The sequence below is a fragment of the Candidatus Nitronereus thalassa genome (genome assembly GCF_032191465.1).
Taxonomy (GTDB): domain Bacteria; phylum Nitrospirota; class Nitrospiria; order Nitrospirales; family UBA8639; genus Nitronereus; species Nitronereus thalassa.
The window spans coordinates 1,925,632-1,943,854 of the sequence record NZ_JAQOUE010000001.1; the positions used below are offsets into that span (position 1 = coordinate 1,925,632).

Below are 18,223 nucleotides of genomic sequence, written 5' to 3' on the forward strand. Positions count from 1 at the left end.
CCACTGGAGACCCGTATGATTAAACTTATTCGCGAAGGCTCGAAAAACCACCCTTGGCTCCTCAAACTCATCATCATCCTCATTGCCGTCACCTTTGTGATTGGAATGGGATGGTTTGGCTATGAAAGCTCGCAACAACCCAATGCCGTCGCCATGGTCGGTCCTTATAATATAAGCCTGGAAGAATTTCGTCGGTCCTACAACCGCATGTACCGATTTTATAAGGATGAGCTAAAGCAAGAAATCGTGGACGAAGCAGACCTGAAACAACAAGTTATTCAGTCCATGGTCGATCAGAAAGTCTGGCTCCTTACCGCTGATGAGTGGGATCTCGACGTTTCTCCGGAATTGCTCCGCGACGAAATCATGAAAAAAAAGGAATTTCAAAAAGACGGAAAATTTGATGCAGATCTTTACCACCGTCTCCTTGCGGCCAATCGCTACACTCCAAAACAATTCGAGGCACAACTCATTAAAGATTTACGCACGCAACAGGCACAAGTGATTGTTCAGGATGTGGCCACCCTGAATCCTTCAGAAATTCAGGAAGCTGAAGAATTGGCTGCCCGGCAAACGGCAGGGATGGAAGATGAGGCAGAAAAGGAACGGGTTCGTCAACGCATTCGATTGCAAATTTTATTTCAAAAGAAGCAGCGGGCTTTGCAGGCTTTTCAAAATGCCAAGCGTTTAAGGGCTGATGTCGAAATTCGGGAGGAGTTTCTCTAGGCTTCCGGTCTCATTCCACACATAGGTTCTGACAACGACCCGGAACACTCCACATTCGTTTTGGAATTGTCGGTGACAATCCCTCTTCTCCCCGTTGAAGAAACTCATTCAAACGCTTCACAATATCAGGGTATTCCCTTGTAAAACTGTAGTTTTCAGACGGATCCTTCTCCATATCAAACAATAAGCCCTTTCCATAGTACGAGTTCTTGTGATTGAGCCGAACCAGCGCATTGCCATACTTCGACTCGATGACTAACTTCCAACGACCACTACGAACGGCTGCAAGACGATCACCGTCAAAAAGGTACAGGACTTCATGAGGAGATCCTGCACCGTCTCGAAGCATCAGAAAAATGTCCTGGCCATCGATTTTCCGATCACTGGGAACCTGTCCCCCGGCAGCGCTGACGAAAGTTGGAAACAGGTCAATGTTCATTGCCGGTTCATCAGAAGTCGTACCAGCCGGTAAGACCCCTGGCCACCAGGCAATGAAAGGCACACGGAGGCCACCCTCCCAAGCCGTCGACTTTCGGTCACGAAGATTTCCTGAACTGCCTTCCCACCATGGCCCATTATCACTCAAAAACACTACCATTGTGTGTTCCTGAAGACCAAGCCGATGTAGCGTGTGCAGAATCTCACCCACGCTCCAGTCCAATTCCTCAACGACATCACCATAAAGCCCCGCATGTGAACTACCCGAGAATCGGTCTGACACATGTAACGGCACGTGAGGAAAGGTATGCGACAGATACAAAAAGAAGGGCTTCTCCCTGTTTGCCTCAATAAACCTGACCGACTCGGCCGTATAACCTTGTGTTAATGTCCGCTGGTCAACCGGCTCTTCAATCGATTCTCTTCCCCGGTAAAGCGCCAAAGGCAACATATCATTGCTGTGCAATAGTCCGAAAAACTCGTCAAACCCTTGTAAAATTGGAGACTGTTCCGGCTTATCCCCCAAGTGCCATTTTCCAACCAAACCCGTGTGATAACCCTGGGATTTTAAGACCTCAGCCAGAGTAATCTCATCAGACGCAAGACCCACATCATTGCTCGGTCGCGCGACATCATGAACCAAATCAAGCCGAATCGGATACCGGCCCGTGAGCAATCCCCCTCGAGCTGCGGTACAGACATTGGCACTGGAATAAAAGCTGGTAAGCCGGACCCCCTCAGCGGCCATGCGGTCCAGGTTTGGTGTTTGGATAAGCGTGGACCCGTAGACCCCAAGATCACCATAGCCAAGGTCGTCGGCAAGAATAATAATGAAATTTGGCGGCCGATCTGAGTCAGTCGCTTGTGAACTTTGTATTGAGCTACAAGCGTTGCCCAAGACCAGTAGGGGAACGATAAAGATGAGACTGGGAGTTGAAGGTCTAGTCTGTATTTTCATTACGATTTTAAAATATCATCTTGCGGGATTTCACGTCAGCCTCCGCACCGAATAAGATTGCTCAGAAACTCACGGAGTTTATCCTGGGTTTTTTCGAAGAACTAAACAGTCTTCGCCAAAGAAGGCGATTCGGTGCTGCGACTTCCTGCGGGGAGGCACTCTAGGAACATATCACATTCTCAAATTGAGGGGAGGGAAGAAAAACCAAGTCCTATTAAACCCAAATCTCTATATTCGAACCCTAGGACCATCTATTAAGCCTTTCGACTAGCGGTCACAAATTCATCAACCGTTAACCGCACCAAACGGATCAAGGAGCGAAGCGTACCCTTGGCCACTTCCTTATGGTCAGGGATAGAAAGTGTGGCTATCTGGCCTTCCTTGACCAGAATAATATGACTGCCACGCTGGCGAGCTATTTTCCAACCAAGCTTTTCGAATACCGCAACAACCTCCTGACCGCATAACGTTGGGAGTTGATGCCATTTATACGGTCACCTCAATTTCTCTTGTTTCTACGGTTACAGGGAGTCCTTTTTCGGCGCGCACTTCAAGGCAGAGCTGGATAGCTTCTTTAATATTTTCCAAAGCCTCCTCTTCATTTTTCCCCTGACTCACGCAACCCGGAATTGTGGGGCACTCTACCACCCACATTCCATCCTCATCGCGATCGAGTGTAACCGTGTACTTCAAACGATCCCTCCTCACAAAACCTTTCTTCTCACATTCGGTGGCATTTTAAACAAATATGGAACTACCTGCACGTATAACCTTTGCGGGCTTTCACCCACGCCGACGAGGTTCCTTCGGCGTTGGCTCAGGACAAGCACTTTTGTTTCGGTAAAAGGGCCCAAAACCATTCTTGCCCGTGCACGGCCCTCCGCCTCTGTACCGAATATAATGGCTCAGAAACTAGCTGGGCTCAAACACTCTTCGCCAAAGAAGTCGATTCGGTACTGCGGCTCCGCCGCGCCCAACGCGCTAAAAAAGGGAAAAGGCGTTCTCTCCTCAAGAATTTGACGTACTTTATCCAACCTAACTTTCATTGTCTTCCTTTTCTTTAGCTTTCTGGAGACTTATAGCCATTCTATCGTGAGAAACAGAAATCCGATCTGAAGCAATTTTTGTAACGCCTACCGCCTCTACATCGTCTTTAAAAGAAGTCGGCGGATAAAAAAGCTTTCCACCCTGAAGCTGCTGCCGCACAGGGGCCAAACGATAGCGCCCAAATTGCGACGGAATCATTGTTTCAAATTCATCCAGAACGGTCATTGTGGCAACTCTAGAGAATACTCCCGAGACAAATACTACGCTGTATTCATTGGTTGAATCCACTCCCATTGGAAAGTCATCCGATTCAGGATGAAGCTCTTTTATCAAAGCGACCCCAAGAATCAACCGACCCCGGATATCATCGATTGGAAAAAGTACACGTTCGCGCAATGTATACTTTTCGGAATAAAGGACATCTGGATGGTTTGCAATCCATGCCAAGCCTTCAATCTTCCACATCCACCGAATCAACAACTCGGCTTCAAAGTCTGTTATTCCTCGACCTTGCTCAATCTCTTCGAAGAGCATAGATACAGGCCCTTCAAGCTCTTTCCCAAAAGCTGTATTACAATCTTCACAGAGGGGAAAAGTACAAGCCAGCGCGGGAACATCGTGTTTTCCTCCCCAGCGAATACCGCTTTGATTTGTTCTGGTTCTGAGGATAAGCCATTTGGGAAAGATGTGCTCTTTGTTCATTGGAACACCTTGCCTGTTACAATCAGCGCAACGCTCCTTGAGGTGTTTAAGATCCTCTGTCATTTAGGACTCCAGAGCTTATAAACAATTGTTTATTCAACGGCATACCCCGTACGCTATTTTCCGTAAGAGGGGGAGAAATTATGTCCCATATTTTTCATTCTATCAGCATGGCGTCGCCGTAGCTGTAGAAACGATATTTTTCTTTGACGGCTTCTTGGTAGGCAGCACGGATTTGGTTTTGTCCGGCTAGGGCGGATACTAGCATGATGAGTGTGGTACGGGGGAAGTGGAAATTAGTAAGCATGGCATCGACGATTTTAAATTGATAGCCGGGGAAAATGAATAACTTCGTGCCTCCGCTTCCTGGATATACGAGACCATCATTGACCGCCGAGGCCTCTAGTGTTCTGACAGCAGTGGTTCCGACGGCCACGATGCGACGGCCATCGGCTTTGGCTGTATTAATGGATTCGGCAGCTTGATCGGAAACTTCGTACCATTCGGCATCCATACGATGATCTTCAACATTTTTGGCAATCACTGGCTTGAAGGTACCCGGGCCTACATGGAGAGTCACGTTGATAATATGAATGTGTTGTTTCCTCAAATTCGCGAGAAGTTCTTCGGTGAAATGGAGACCGGCGGTAGGTGCGGCAACGGCACCTTCATTTCTCGCAAAGACCGTTTGATATGTTTCGGCATCTGATTTTTCCACTTGGCGTTTGATGTAGGGAGGCAAGGGAATTTCGCCACTACGTTGCAGTAGATCATGCATCGTCCCCGTCAGAGTAAATTTCACTACCGTTCGTTCTCCCCGCTCTCTGACGATGGCGGAGGCACCCTCAGAAAACTGGAGGACTTGCCCTTCTTTCACATGGCCTTTGAGCAATACCTCCCACATGGTGTCTCCGAGAGATCGCACCAACAACAATTCTACTTTGCCACCACTAGGCAATTTAATCCCACGCAGTCGTGCAGGAATAACTTTGGTGTCATTGAGAACCAGCACATCGCCTGGGACAAGAAAGGATGGAAGATCTCGCACTTGTTTGTGGAGGAAGGCTCCATTGTTCTTCGGCACCACTAATAATCGCGCCTGATCCCTGGGAGACACGGGATATTCGGCGATGAGAGTTTCATCGAACGGAACATCGAAATCAGAAAGGAGCATGTTGTTGATAGTTAGGAATATGAAAACAATATTGACGAGAATTTACGAGGATGGCATTGGGCTCATATCCACACGATTGTAGGGCAGAAGGTCAGTGCCGGGATAGTAATATTGTAGAATCGATTCGTATCGATACCCTAATTCTGCCATCTCCTTGGCACCCCATTGACACAGCCCCACGGCATGCCCTGCGCCCTTACCGGTAAAAACCACTTCCTGCCCAATACCGGCAATATGAAATTGCGTACTGCGAATCTTGGAATAGCCAAGTATGCGACGCAAGTCTTGTCCCCTCACGATCAATTCACCTTTGGAATGCAATATGCGCACTTCATTGACACGGCCAGCCCGCGTAAAGGTATAGGGCGCTAAGGTGGCCATCGCCCCTACGACCAGACCTTCGTTGCGAAGGCTTTGTTCAAAGACCTCGAAGGGAATGGCGGTTTCCCATTGGTACCTCGGAGAGCCTTCATCAAAGGGACAATCCACGCCTTTTAAATACGGGAGATCTTTCGCCCATACGTTGAACGCATCTTCGGTGGGGCCAGCAGCCGTGGAGGAATACGCCGCGAAAATGGGGCGTTGTTCATAGGTCAGCACTTGCCCGCGTGTATCATCCACCGCTTGCTGCACCGATCCGTTGACTTGTTTGGCTCCGGTATAGACCTGATCTTGGACACTTGCAACCACATCATACAAGGCCTGTTCATTCAGGAGTTGTTTATACAACACGTAGGTTCGTGCCGCCACAGCTTGTGCCTTAAGCACTTCTTCATGCCAGTCTGGGCTTATTTCTGAACTCACGACTCCGGCCACGTATTTTTCTATATTCACGTGATTCACGACGAGTAAATATTTGCCCTGTAGACTGAGGATAACATCCCCCCTCACCTCCCATTGACGAGGAGGGCCTCCTGCCAAACCATCATGAACGGTAAGTTTTAGGTTTTGCCCATGGTCATTAAGAAGAACCCATCGAGTCTCTATTCGTTGCCTGTTAATCAAAAGACCGTTTTCTGTGGGGAATACCGTAGCTGCGTTTGGCAAGGAAAAGCGTTTTCCTCCTGGCAAGGAAATCGATAGGCTTCTCGAGGAGGAAAAAACGACCTGTCCGGAATTGAGTGAAAGCGCTACTTTGACGACGGGTTCGCCCCCAGCCCGACTTTCCCCAGAAAACAGGAGGAGACCTAGACTGAAGATGAATATACTGACGCGAAAAAATATGTTCATTGGAAATTACCGCTTCATAAACAGATACAACAGCAGGCTGCCGACAATGCTGATAAGGATACTGGTGCCGAGGGGAAAGTAGAATGTGAAGTTATCACGCTTAATGGTGAAATCGCCGGGCAACTTGCCGAACCACCCAAGCCCATTCCCTTCACTCGGGAACTTTCCGATGAGCGAAATCACAATCCCGATAGCCACAATCCCAAGGCCCATGAAGATGAGCATTTTCCCCAGACCGCTGAACTCCGGCATGCCTCACCTCACCAATTCCTCAGCAATCTGCACAGCATTCAAGGCCGCGCCTTTGCGCAAATTATCCGCCACCACCCAAAGGTTTAAGCCTTTGGGAATAGAATCATCTTCACGAATCCGTCCCACAAAAACGGCATCGGTTCCCACGGCATCCAACTGAAGCGGATAGATTCCGCGTGAGGGATCATCAAACAATTGCACCCCAGGGGCAGTTGAAAGAATTGCTCGCGCCTCCTCAACCGATAATTTTTTCTCGGTTTCGATATTGATGGATTCGGCATGGCTGACAAACACCGGTACGCGTACCGTCGTCGCCGAAACGCCGATGGTCGGTTCCCCCATGATCTTTCGCGTTTCGTTCACCATCTTCATTTCTTCTTTCGTATATCCGCTGGGCAGAAAATCATCGATATGCGGCAAGCAATTAAACGCAATTTGATGCGGATAGACTTTCGGGTTGATGTCTCCAAACGTCAACAGCTGCCGGCATTGTTCTGCCAATTCATCCATCGCCTCTTTTCCCGTCCCCGATACCGATTGATAGGTGGACACGACGATCCGCGTAATCTTAGCATGATCATGCAATGGCTTGAGGGCCACCACCATCTGGATGGTCGAACAATTGGGGTTGGCAATTATACCTTGATGTTTGGAAATATCCTGAGGATTGACTTCCGGCACGACAAGGGGCACTTGCGGATCCATACGCCAAGCGGAACTATTGTCAATCACCACCGCGCCGGCTTTGGCTGCAATGGGAGCATATTCTTTACTCACATCGCCGCCCGCAGAAAACAAGGCAATATCCACACCTTGGAAGGAATCCTTGGTCAGCAATTTCACCACGAGATCCTTACCTTGAAACGTCACTTCTTCACCGGCAGATTTTGAGGAGGCCAAGGGAAGGATATGATCGACGGGAAACTTCCGTTCCTCCAACACGGACAACATCTCCGTGCCTACAGCCCCCGTAGCTCCGACCACCGCAACCGTATAGGCCGATTTTTTATTCATAATTCTTGGTTAACCCTTTAATTATCTCTGAAAATTTCAATGCGAGGGCTTTGATGTTCTTTTAGGGGACAATAACTCGAATTCGATGGCTAAAGGTGTCTGCAATAAACACATGGCCTTGAGCATCCAGCGCAACTCCAAATGGGTAATTCAAACTGGTTTCTGTCGGGCTCCCGCCATCACCAGAAAATTCCGCTTTGCCATTTCCAGCTAACAACGACATTTCTTTTTTCTGAAGATCCCAGACACGAATTAAATGGTTATCACTATCCGTGATGAACAATCGGTTTTGGGAGTCGATGGCAATGGCATAGGGCCGTGAAAGACTCGAGGATGATTCATTGTCTCCCTCGACAAATTGATAGGCACCAATGCCGCCGACCACGGTCTCGACCGTGCCGGTTTGCTGATCCAGTTTCCGAATACGACTGCTAAAAGTATCGGCAATGTACAAATTTCCTTCTCGATCAAAAGCTAGACCACTTGGACCTGCAATAGCCGTATCCTTCCCCGCGGCTTCATCCCCATTATATCCCGACTCCCCAGTCCCAACGATGGTCGAAATGATGCCGGAAGCAAGGTCGATTTTGCGAATACGATTATTGCTTTGGTCGGCAATATAGAGGCTCCCTTTTCCATCCAGAGCCAATGCGACCGGTTCATTGAGGGCCGCTTTTTCCGCAGGCCCATGATCCCCGTAAAATTTGGCTTGGCCTGTGCCGGCGATGGTGGAGATCACTCCGGTTTGTGGATCTACTTGCCGAATCCGATGGTTCCAGGTGTCGGCAATATACACCGCTCCGTCCTCTCCCACCGCTACCGCAGAAGGAAAATTGAGAGCAGCTTTCGTTGCCGGACCGCCATCCCCGAAAAACCGTTCATCCCCCGATTTGGTACCTCCGACATATCGGACCATTCCACTGAGATCCGACTTTTGTACATACGCATCACCGGGCTTGGATACGGGGTCTGCCAGCGGATCGTCATCTTCTTCTTGAAACGGGCTAGCCAAAGCCTCGGAAGCACCAGTTGCAACCGTACCATCCATGAACATTCCTGCCACGGTGGTAATCACTCCTGTCTTCACCTCAACTTTTCGAATGAGATGATTTTCCGCATCAGCGATATAGAGATTCCCCACGGCATCGATCGCGATATTTTTTGGTTCGTTTAATAGAGCCTCAATTGCCAGCCCCCCATCTCCCGCACATCCCGGCTCTCCGGCTCCAGCGATAGTGCCTATGGTTCCAGCCCGAATCGATTTTAGCATCTTACGATTGTCCCAACTGTTTGAGTATAAGCTCGCCCATGTCTTTGGTACCAACGAGTTTGGTACCAGGAGCTTCAATATCCTTTGTTCGGTAGCCTTGCGCCAAGATCTTCTGGATCGCATTCTCAATGAGATCGGCTTCTTTTCCCAAGTCAAACGAGTATCGCAACATCATCGCGCCAGAAGCAATCATGCCAATGGGGTTCGCCATATCCTTCCCCGCAATATCCGGCGCGCTGCCGTGGATCGGCTCATACATCCCTACTTTGGCTCCAACACTCGCCGAGGGCAGCATGCCGATAGATCCCGTGAGCATAGCCGCTTCGTCGCTGAGGATATCGCCAAACAGATTGGTCGTGACGATTACATCGAATTGCTTTGGATTTCGAATGAGTTGCATAGCACAATTGTCAACATACATATGCCGCAGCTCGACGTCCGGATAGCCCTTGTGTACCTCAATGACCACTTTTCTCCACAACTCCGATGATTCCAACACATTGGCTTTGTCGATAGAATGAACAAGCTTTCTCCGTTTGCGGGCTGCTTCAAATGCGATCTTGGCTATGCGGGTAATTTCTTCCGTAGTATAAACTTCAGTATTAAACCCTCGATGACCGGTCGCCGTAGCTTCCACCCCCTTGGGCTTCCCAAAATAAATGCCGCCTGTCAGCTCACGAACCACCAACACATCAATTCCATCGATGACCTCACGTTTGAGCGTCGAGGCATCGGCTAGTTCGGAATAGAGTTTTGCCGGGCGAAGATTGGCAAAGAGCCCAAGCATTTCCCGCAAGCCGAGTAAGGCTCGCTCCGGTCGTCGTTCATAATCCAGACCTTCCCATTTGGGGCCTCCCACCGCACCCAATAACACGGCGTCACTCGTTTTCGCTAAGTTCAATGTGTCGTCCGGCAATGGCCAACCCGTGTCGTCAATAGCCTGGCCGCCTACAGCAGCTGACACAAAATCAAAAGAATGGCCGCACTTCGTTCCCACGGCCTCCAACACCTTGATGGCCGCCGGCACAATCTCCGGGCCAATCCCATCTCCCGCCAACACGGCAATACGTTTCTTCATAACGATGTGAATCCTTTTTCTGTGGTAATATTGATTAACACAACCCGATTTTCTTCCCCGTATCCTTGCGCCGCTCCAATTGACTCGCCAGCTTATTCAATGCATTAAGATAGGCATGCGCTGAGGCCACGATAATATCCGTATCCGCTCCATTCCCGGTCACGGTTTCTCCGTCTTGCTCCAGGCGCACGGACACCTCCCCTTGCGCATCCGTGCCTCCCGTTATGGCTTTCACCACATAGGATAATAATTTACTTTTTGTTTGAGTAATTTGCGCAATCGTCCGATACACGGCATCTACCGGCCCATCACCCGTTCCAGTTTCTTTTAATATTTCTCCCTCAATATCCAATTCAACTGTCGCGGTGGGGACTTGGTTCATGCCGCTCTGGGTACTCAACGCTTTCAACGAATATCGCTCAGGAACTTTGGTCGCCGTCTCCGACACAATCGCTTCCAAATCTTCTTCGAATAATTCCCGTTTCTGATCTGCCAAACGTTTGAAACGCTCGAACGCCGCATTGATTTCTTCATCCGTTAATGAATATCCAAGTTTATTCAGTTCTTCACGAAAAGCATGGCGACCAGATAATTTCCCCATTACCAACCGGCTTTGTGTCAGTCCAATCGAATCTGGCTGCATAATTTCATAGGTGCTTTTATCTTTTAGTAGTCCGTCTTGATGAATGCCCGAAGTATGAGCGAAGGCGTTGGCTCCGACAATGGCCTTATTGGGCTGCACGACCATCCCCGTAATTTTGCTCACCAATCGACTGGTCTTGGAAATTTCTTCAGTATGAATCTGGGTACCCGCCTGATAAAAATCTTCACGGGTCCGCAATCCCATGACAACTTCCTCCAAAGATGCATTCCCTGCCCGTTCCCCAATCCCATTGATCGTGCATTCGACTTGCCGCGCTCCGGCATAGATGGCTGCCATAGAATTGGCAACGGCCAACCCCAAATCATTATGGCAATGGACAGAGATAAACGCCCGATCACAATCACGTACCCGTGTTCGAAGCGTACGAATAATTTCTCCGAACTCTTGGGGTGTCGTATACCCCACGGTGTCTGGAATGTTTACCGTTTTCGCGCCAGCATCGATCACCGCCTCCACCACCTCGCACAAATAGGAGATATCCGCTCGGGTCGCATCCATGGGAGAGAATTCCACATCGTCCACATAGCCCCGCGCATGCTTCACCATATCCACCGCACGGGCCAACGCTTCTTCTCGGGTCATACGAAACTGGTGTTTTAAATGAATATCCGAGGCTGACAAAAAGGTATGGATACGTGGTTTGGGCGTTCCCTTTAAGGCTTTCCATGCGGCATCAATATCTTCAGGCTTCGCACGGGCCAAACTACAGACCGTCGGGCCTTCGACCTCCTGTCCAATTCGGTGCACCGCCTCAAAATCGCCAGGCGAGCTAAAGGCAAACCCGGCTTCGATGATATCCACATTCAACCGGGCCAATTGCTTCGCCACCAAAACTTTTTCTTCCACATTCATGCTAGCGCCGGGAGATTGCTCCCCATCTCGCAACGTCGTATCAAATATTCGAATATGTGTAGTCATAGGTAAGTCCTCCAAATCAGAGGGAATTCACAATGGTCCATCCAAAATGGTTGCGGCCAACAAAAAGAACAGTGCCGGCCAAATTCAACTCCCTCCCAAAATAAAAAAAGCCTTCACCCCGTCGAGGTGAAGGCTGCCACCCGATACGAGGTAATTTTCAGAATCCGATTAATAGGGTAAGCACCCCTAGCAGAACGAGAGATTTATCCCATAGGAGGAGGGTAGCGCGTCCTTTTCCTTGCCATTTATTCATGCGTTTACTCCTTTGAATCAGAATACTTCGTTGGCGTATGGACCATCGTTTCGCGTTTTCCAGAAACTCGCACCATACTCCAGCCCTTCTCCAATAAACCTGAAGCAGCATAGCCAAGGCAAATCATAAACAACATCAGTTGGGGATACGCCATGACCGACACTAAAATCAAAACAGCCCAGACCAAATACATGAAATGATGTTGCCCCTGAAATTGCAACTGTTTCACACTTCGATACTTCACCGTACTAACCATCAGAAACGACATCAATAAACTGAGGGCAATCACAACGTACGGCAAGGCGATTTCGGATAAGTGCCCAATGTGATTATCAAAAATATAAAATGTCGAGATAAAACCCGCAGCTGCAGGAATGGGCAATCCCGTAAAAAACCGATTATCCCCGCTACTGCCCATCACATTGAACCTGGCCAATCGAAGCGCGCCACAAGCCACATAGGCAAACATCACGGCGGCTCCTAACATTCCTGGAGATTTCAAGGCCCAAACGTACACCAAAAATCCTGGGGCCAAACCAAACGAAATCAAATCCGAGAGGGAATCATACTCCACCCCAAACTCACTCGTGCTATCGGTCAAGCGCGCGGAGGTTCCATCAAGCACATCAAATATCATCGCAATTAAGATTGCAATCGCCGCCGCTTCAAAACGCCCATGAAACACAAAAACCACAGATGCCAATCCGCTAAACAAATTCCCGGTCGTCAAAATATTGGGGATCAGGTGCACCCCACGACGACGCTTGCCTTCTTTATTTTTAAAGAGACGTCCTTTCATACCAACTCCGCCAGAATGCTTTCTCCGCCTTTTACTCGATCTCCCATCTTTACTCGTATTCGGCTATTTACTGGGAAAAAAGTATCCATTCTCGAACCAAATCGGATCAATCCAAACCGTTCGCCGGGAACAGCCGTCTCTCCAGGCTGCACCCAGCACACAATCCGTCGGGCAATGAGCCCCGCGACCTGAACACATAGCACCTTCTGCTTCGACGGAGTTTCAATCATCAGCGCATTTTGTTCATTGTGAACCGTCGCATCGGGATCACTCGCATTGATGAACTGACCGGGCTGGTAGGCCACGTCTACCACTGTCCCCGCACAGGGCATCCGATTAATATGCACATCGAAAATATTCAGAAAAATGCTGATACGGATGCACTGTTCCTTTAGATACCTCGGTTCAAATTCCTCCTGGATAGCGATGATCTGGCCATCTCCTGACGCCAAAATGAAATCGTCTCCCAAAGGAATGGTACGCGCCGGGTTTCGGAAAAACCAACCGGTAAAACACGCGATTGCCCCTAAAGCAAAAGAAACCTTCTTGCACCCCAGAAACCCGGCCAAAACCGCTGGAACCGCAGCCCCCATAACAAAGGGCACACCTTCCTTGGCAATAGGAATTCCTTGGGCACGATCAGCCATGCTGATTCATTTCTCTACCAAAGCTTCCCATGCCGTTAATTCTTGCTTTGATCCACAAGTTTGTCTTTCTGTAACCAGGGCATCATCCCCCGCAACTTTTTTCCGACCTCTTCGATGGGATGTTCTTCGCCTCGCTTGAGCAACGCGTTATACACCGGGCGGTTGGCTTGATTTTCCAATACCCATTCTCTTGCAAACCGACCACTTTGAATTTCTCCAAGAATTTTTCTCATCGTGCGCTTGGTTTCGGCTGTAACCACCCGTGGGCCCCGAGTGATGTCGCCATATTTAGCGGTAGTACTAATCGAATACCGCATATTGGCAATCCCACCCTGGTGGATTAAGTCTACAATAAGTTTGACTTCATGCAAGCATTCAAAATAGGCCATTTCCGGCGAATAGCCCGCTTCAACCAGGGTTTCATAGCCCGCTTGGATTAAAGATGTCAGGCCGCCGCACAAGACTGCCTGTTCGCCAAAGAGATCGGTCTCGGTTTCTTCACGAAAATTGGTTTCAATAACCCCGGCGCGTCCGCCGCCAATGGCAGAAGCATAGGCCAAACCTACTTGGGTCGTATCTTTACTTGGGTCCTGATGGACAGCCAATAAACACGGAACCCCGCTGCCTTTGGTGTATTCGGAACGCACCAAATGCCCAGGCCCTTTGGGCGCCACCATAAACACATTGACTCCTGCTGGAGGCTGAATCTGGCCAAAATGAATATTAAACCCATGGCCAAAGGCGAGATATTTTCCATCTTTCAAATTCGGCGCAATGTCTTTGTTATAAATGGCAGCTTGCACTTCATCCGGAGCCAAAATCATGATGACGTCCGATTGCTTTACCGCATCTGCGACAGGCATGACTTTAAGCCCAGTGGCCTCGGCTTTATTCCATGACGAACCTTCTCTCAGACCCACAACCACATTGCCGCCGCTCTCTTTTAGATTCAGAGCATGAGCATGCCCTTGACTGCCAAACCCAATGACGGCCACTTTCTTTTTAAGAATCTTTTGTAAATCAGCATCTTTGTCATACGAAATTTTCATAACCGACTCCTTAAGCATTAAGACGGCCAACAACGTAAGCGTTGTTGGGAAGGTCCTGCGTTCTTAGCAACATAATTCAAAATGAGTCCTGAAATTATCAACTGTAGTGAATCGTAATCCGGGAACCGTCAAGCGTTGAGTGAAATGGAGAATCGGTGCTTTTGCCCGCCTCACCCATGACGCGTTAGGCATCAACTGGTTAATTTGCTTTGGCCAGCGGTCTTGGTTGACTTACCAACGCACGAAGAGATTCCCGAGCAATGGCGATTCGTCCTGTCCGGACGATTTCTTTGATACCTAGAGGTTGGAGTAGTTGGATAATGGCCTGGACTTTTGGCACATCCCCGGTAATTTCGATCGTATAAGATGTTGGGGATGAATCAATGACATTGGCCCGGAATATATCCGCAATACGTAACGCCTCCGCTCGATCCTCAGCTCGAGTATGTACCTTAATCAAGGCTGTTTCACGGGTCACCGAATCGGTTTCATTAAGATCTACCACCTTGATGACATCAATGATCTTATTCAATTGTTTCAAGATTTGCTCAATGATACGCTCATCACCTGAGGTCACGATCGTCATCATAGATACCGTCGGATCAAGCGTGGGAGCCACGGACAGGCTTTCAATATTAAACCCTCTCCCACTAAACAGTCCGGCCACACGAGACAACGACCCTGCCTTATTTTCCAATGTCACTGAAATGATATGTTCCACATCCAACTCTTTTTATGCCGTTAAAATGGTATCTTTACTTTCTTTCTTCCCTTTGGCTCCCGTGGTTATCCGTTTCTGCAATTCCGGGGGATCTTCCAAAATCATTTCATGGTTGCATCCACCAGCAGGAATCATGGGATAGCAATTTTCGAATTGATAGGTCGGCACATCAATAAACACCGGTTTATCAATCGCCAGAGCCTCTTTAATCCCGTCATCGACTTCGCCGGGAGTCGATATCCGAAGACCGGCCGCTCCGTAAGCTTCTGCCAATTTCACAAAGTCAGGAGTTTGATCCAAATAGCTGGATGCATAACGCCCTTCATAGAACAGGTCTTGCCATTGTCGCACCATCCCGTGGAACCGATTATTAATAACAAACACTTTTACCGGTAATTTGGAAACCACGGCTGTCGCAAGCTCCTGAGTATTCATTTGAATGCTACCGTCACCGGCAATACAAAGGACCAATCGGTCACGATAGGCAGCCTGCGCCCCAAGAGCCGCGGGGAACCCAAACCCCATGGTTCCTAACCCACCAGATGTCAGCCAAGTATTCGGATTGGCTAAATGGAAATATTGCGCTGCCCACATTTGATGCTGCCCCACATCGGTCGAAACCACGGGGTCACGATCCTTCGTGAGTTGATACACACGATCAATCAAGTATTGCGGTTTAATCAATTGATTGGGATCTTGTTCATATTTGAGCGGATGGGCGGTCTTCCACTCATTCAGCTGATCCCACCACGGTTTCCGCAGTTCTTTTTGATCCCCATTCACTGTCGCTCGTAACACATTGTTCAATTCTTGCAACACGCATTTGCAATCTCCCACGATGGGAATATCCACATGAATATTTTTTCGAATCGACGTGGGATCAATATCAATATGAATGATTTTGGCGTTGGGACAAAACTCCGAGACTTTCCCCGTCACTCGATCGTCAAACCGCGCGCCAACCGCAATGACAAGATCAGAATAATGCATGGCCATGTTCGCCACATATGTGCCGTGCATCCCAAGCATGCCTAAAGACAGCGGATGGTTACCGGGGAATGCTCCTAACGCCATCAATGTCGCATCCACAGGAATCTGTGTCATCTCAGCTAATTCCCGAACTTCCTTGGAAGCCCCAGACAACTGCACTCCGCCGCCAATATAGAGAATTGGCCGACGTGATTTCATAATGGCGTCAGCCGCTTGTTTGATTTTCCACTTGCTGCCTTCGTAGGTCGGGTTGTACCCGCGAATAGATACCGAATCCGGATATTTGAAATCTGCTTTATCCATGGAGATATCCTTGGGAATATCAACCAGCACCGGACCTGGCCTTCCAGTCGAGGCAATATAAAACGCTTCCTTAATCGTCTGCGCTAAATCATTTACATCCTTAACAAGGAAGTTATACTTTGTGCATGGCCGACTCAGGCCAATATTGTCGGCTTCTTGGAACGCGTCATTGCCAATGAGCGCCGTCGGTACCTGTCCCGAAAAACACACCATGGGGACGGAATCCATATACGCATCAGCTAAGGCGGTGATGACATTGGTCATCCCAGGACCAGAAGTAATCAAACACACCCCGGGCTTACCTGTAGCCTTGGCATATCCTTCCGCCATATGCCCGGCGGCTTGTTCATGCCGTGTTAAAATCACTTCGACATCTTTTTGTTGATGGAGAACATCAAAAATTTTGAGTACAACCCCTCCCGGAAGAGCAAAAATCGTTTTGACTCCTTCACGTTTTAAGGCTTCCACAAAAATTTCGGCTCCGGTAATCTGTGCCATGATGTCCCTCACCTGTTTGAACCAGGTATGGTTCGGTTAAAAAAATTTTCCGCCGATCTACGTACCCAACATAGATGGATGAACAAGAAACCTAATTGTTTCCATGGGTTGTGCCATGAAACCAGCCATGATAAACCTGCGTTATCCCCAAGTCAACTGACAATGCCAGAATGCGAAATTGGAGATTTTCCTTAAAAATACTCAAAATTTTAAAATTTAAGGTCACTTACCGCCCACTCCCCAATAAGCCCTATCCAAATCAGGGCCTTAGCAGACTAGAGGGATCTGCTGGCACAACTACCCATGCTACCCAATTTTGAACAAGCGCTAAAAGAACTAGAGTTTCAACATCTCCGACGGCAATTGAGAATTGTGGAGTCGTCTTCCGAGACCACAATTACCATAGAAGGCCGCAAACTCATTTCCATGGCCTCGAATAATTACCTGGGATTGGCCAATCATTCGGCCCTCAAGCAAGCCGCCATCAAAGCCATTAATGAATGGGGTGTTGGGGCTGGAGCCGCCCGCCTTATTTCCGGAACGATGAGGCCTCACCAACAACTTGAGGAGGATCTTGCTCATTTTAAACAAGTCGAAGGGGCGTTAACTTTTGGGACAGGATATACCACCAACCTCGGACTTATCCCTTCTCTCATCGACAAAGGCGGTCTCATCCTTGCCGATCGGTACTGCCATGCCAGCCTCATCGAGGCCTGCCGACTGGCGAAAGCTACGCTCCGCGTGTTTCACCACAACGGTCAGGATCACCTAGAAAAACTACTTAAAAAAAGAACTAAGAATACCCAAACACTTGTGGTCACCGAAGGGGTCTTCAGTATGGACGGCGATTTGGCTCCGCTCCCGGACCTCTTGCAACTTTGCCAGAATCATGGTGCGACGTTGGTGATTGATGACGCCCATGGTACTGGAGTCATGGGACCCAATGGACGAGGAACCATTGAACATTTTGGATTAAATCCCGCTGATGTGGTTCAGATGGGAACCTTGAGTAAAGCCATAGGAACCAGCGGAGGATACGTGGCTGGAACAACGTTCTTAAAAGAATTCCTGATCAATGCTTCAAAAGCCTTCATTTACACGACCGCTCCTCCCCCAGCTATCGCCGCCGCAGCTTCAACGGCCCTTCAAGTCATTCAACAGGAACCCGGACGCCGACAACGCCTGTGGGACAATCGAAATTATTTATACTCTGAGCTTAGGGTCATGGGGTTTCAACTCACGAATACCCAAAGCCCAATCCTGCCCATCATCGTTAAATCGTCGGAGACAGCTCTTAAGATGGCCCAAGCACTCGACAAAGCCGGCATCTACATCCCTGCCATCCGTCCGCCCACCGTTCCCAAAAACAGCAGCCGACTAAGATTGACCATTAGTTCAGAACATCGTAAGGAACAGTTAATGTTCGTTGTCAAAACCATTCAGAAAATCCAAAAAGAGTTAAAACTGGCCTGATATGCAGGCGGTGATCAGT

At 48.8% G+C, this 18,223-nt stretch carries 17 protein-coding genes and 1 pseudogene; 2 read left to right on the forward strand and 16 right to left on the reverse strand.

Annotation, left to right across the window (positions count from 1 at the left end):
* The first annotated feature begins 15 nt into the window (after window positions 1-15).
* On the forward strand, window positions 16-726 hold the full coding sequence (locus PPG34_RS08565) for a SurA N-terminal domain-containing protein (RefSeq protein ID WP_313832804.1): 711 nt from the start codon (window positions 16-18) through the stop codon (window positions 724-726).
* 10 nt (window positions 727-736) lie between these two features.
* On the opposite strand, the gene PPG34_RS08570 is transcribed toward PPG34_RS08565, so the two are convergent.
* The 16 genes and pseudogenes from PPG34_RS08570 to ilvB form a co-directional block, all read right to left on the reverse strand.
* The gene (locus PPG34_RS08570; protein ID WP_313832806.1) at window positions 737-2,122 is read right to left on the reverse strand and encodes a sulfatase family protein; all 1,386 of its coding nucleotides are present in this window, start codon (window positions 2,120-2,122) and stop codon (window positions 737-739) included.
* Window positions 2,123-2,376: 254 nt separating this feature from the next.
* Window positions 2,377-2,598: pseudogene (locus tag PPG34_RS18350) on the reverse strand (type II toxin-antitoxin system HicA family toxin); the annotation flags it as partial.
* 10 nt (window positions 2,599-2,608) lie between these two features.
* Window positions 2,609-2,815 carry a type II toxin-antitoxin system HicB family antitoxin gene (locus PPG34_RS08575; RefSeq protein WP_313832808.1) on the reverse strand — a complete coding sequence of 69 codons (207 nt, stop codon included), beginning with the start codon at window positions 2,813-2,815 and terminating at the stop codon, window positions 2,609-2,611.
* A 342-nt stretch (window positions 2,816-3,157) separates the two neighbouring features.
* Window positions 3,158-3,934, reverse strand: a complete 777-nt coding sequence (locus tag PPG34_RS08580) for a hypothetical protein (protein ID WP_313832810.1) — start codon at window positions 3,932-3,934, stop codon at window positions 3,158-3,160.
* Between the two features lie 94 nt (window positions 3,935-4,028).
* Window positions 4,029-5,045, reverse strand: a complete 1,017-nt coding sequence (gene queA, locus PPG34_RS08585; protein ID WP_313832811.1) for a tRNA preQ1(34) S-adenosylmethionine ribosyltransferase-isomerase QueA — start codon at window positions 5,043-5,045, stop codon at window positions 4,029-4,031.
* 42 nt (window positions 5,046-5,087) lie between these two features.
* Window positions 5,088-6,092: a SpoIID/LytB domain-containing protein gene (locus tag PPG34_RS08590; protein ID WP_313832812.1), complete on the reverse strand. Its 1,005-nt coding sequence runs from the start codon at window positions 6,090-6,092 to the stop codon at window positions 5,088-5,090.
* Window positions 6,093-6,281: 189 nt separating this feature from the next.
* Complete coding sequence (locus tag PPG34_RS08595; protein ID WP_313832813.1) at window positions 6,282-6,527, reverse strand: DUF2905 domain-containing protein; 246 nt, start codon at window positions 6,525-6,527, stop codon at window positions 6,282-6,284.
* Between the two features lie 3 nt (window positions 6,528-6,530).
* On the reverse strand, window positions 6,531-7,541 hold the full coding sequence (locus tag PPG34_RS08600) for an aspartate-semialdehyde dehydrogenase (protein WP_313832815.1): 1,011 nt from the start codon (window positions 7,539-7,541) through the stop codon (window positions 6,531-6,533).
* A 61-nt stretch (window positions 7,542-7,602) separates the two neighbouring features.
* A complete protein-coding gene (locus PPG34_RS08605) occupies window positions 7,603-8,811 on the reverse strand; it encodes an NHL domain-containing protein (RefSeq protein WP_313832816.1) in 1,209 nt (402 codons plus the stop codon).
* A 1-nt stretch (window position 8,812) separates the two neighbouring features.
* Entirely contained in the window at window positions 8,813-9,889 is a 1,077-nt protein-coding gene (gene leuB, locus PPG34_RS08610; protein ID WP_313832817.1) for a 3-isopropylmalate dehydrogenase, read from the reverse strand.
* 34 nt (window positions 9,890-9,923) lie between these two features.
* Window positions 9,924-11,471, reverse strand: a complete 1,548-nt coding sequence (locus PPG34_RS08615) for a 2-isopropylmalate synthase (protein ID WP_313832818.1) — start codon at window positions 11,469-11,471, stop codon at window positions 9,924-9,926.
* A gap of 257 nt (window positions 11,472-11,728) precedes the next feature.
* The gene (gene pssA, locus PPG34_RS08620; protein WP_313832820.1) at window positions 11,729-12,523 is read right to left on the reverse strand and encodes a CDP-diacylglycerol--serine O-phosphatidyltransferase; all 795 of its coding nucleotides are present in this window, start codon (window positions 12,521-12,523) and stop codon (window positions 11,729-11,731) included.
* Entirely contained in the window at window positions 12,520-13,170 is a 651-nt protein-coding gene (locus PPG34_RS08625; protein WP_313832821.1) for a phosphatidylserine decarboxylase family protein, read from the reverse strand. The genes pssA and PPG34_RS08625 overlap by 4 nt, the downstream gene beginning before the upstream one ends.
* A 35-nt stretch (window positions 13,171-13,205) precedes the next feature.
* Window positions 13,206-14,219, reverse strand: a complete 1,014-nt coding sequence (gene ilvC / locus PPG34_RS08630; RefSeq protein WP_313832822.1) for a ketol-acid reductoisomerase — start codon at window positions 14,217-14,219, stop codon at window positions 13,206-13,208.
* Between the two features lie 199 nt (window positions 14,220-14,418).
* On the reverse strand, window positions 14,419-14,940 hold the full coding sequence (ilvN, locus tag PPG34_RS08635; RefSeq protein WP_313832823.1) for an acetolactate synthase small subunit: 522 nt from the start codon (window positions 14,938-14,940) through the stop codon (window positions 14,419-14,421).
* Window positions 14,941-14,952: 12 nt separating this feature from the next.
* Window positions 14,953-16,731 carry a biosynthetic-type acetolactate synthase large subunit gene (gene ilvB, locus PPG34_RS08640; protein ID WP_313832824.1) on the reverse strand — a complete coding sequence of 593 codons (1,779 nt, stop codon included), beginning with the start codon at window positions 16,729-16,731 and terminating at the stop codon, window positions 14,953-14,955.
* Between the two features lie 303 nt (window positions 16,732-17,034).
* On the opposite strand from ilvB, the gene bioF reads away from it, so the two are divergent.
* A complete protein-coding gene (gene bioF, locus PPG34_RS08645) occupies window positions 17,035-18,204 on the forward strand; it encodes an 8-amino-7-oxononanoate synthase (RefSeq protein ID WP_313832825.1) in 1,170 nt (389 codons plus the stop codon).
* The last annotated feature ends 19 nt before the right edge of the window (window positions 18,205-18,223 follow it).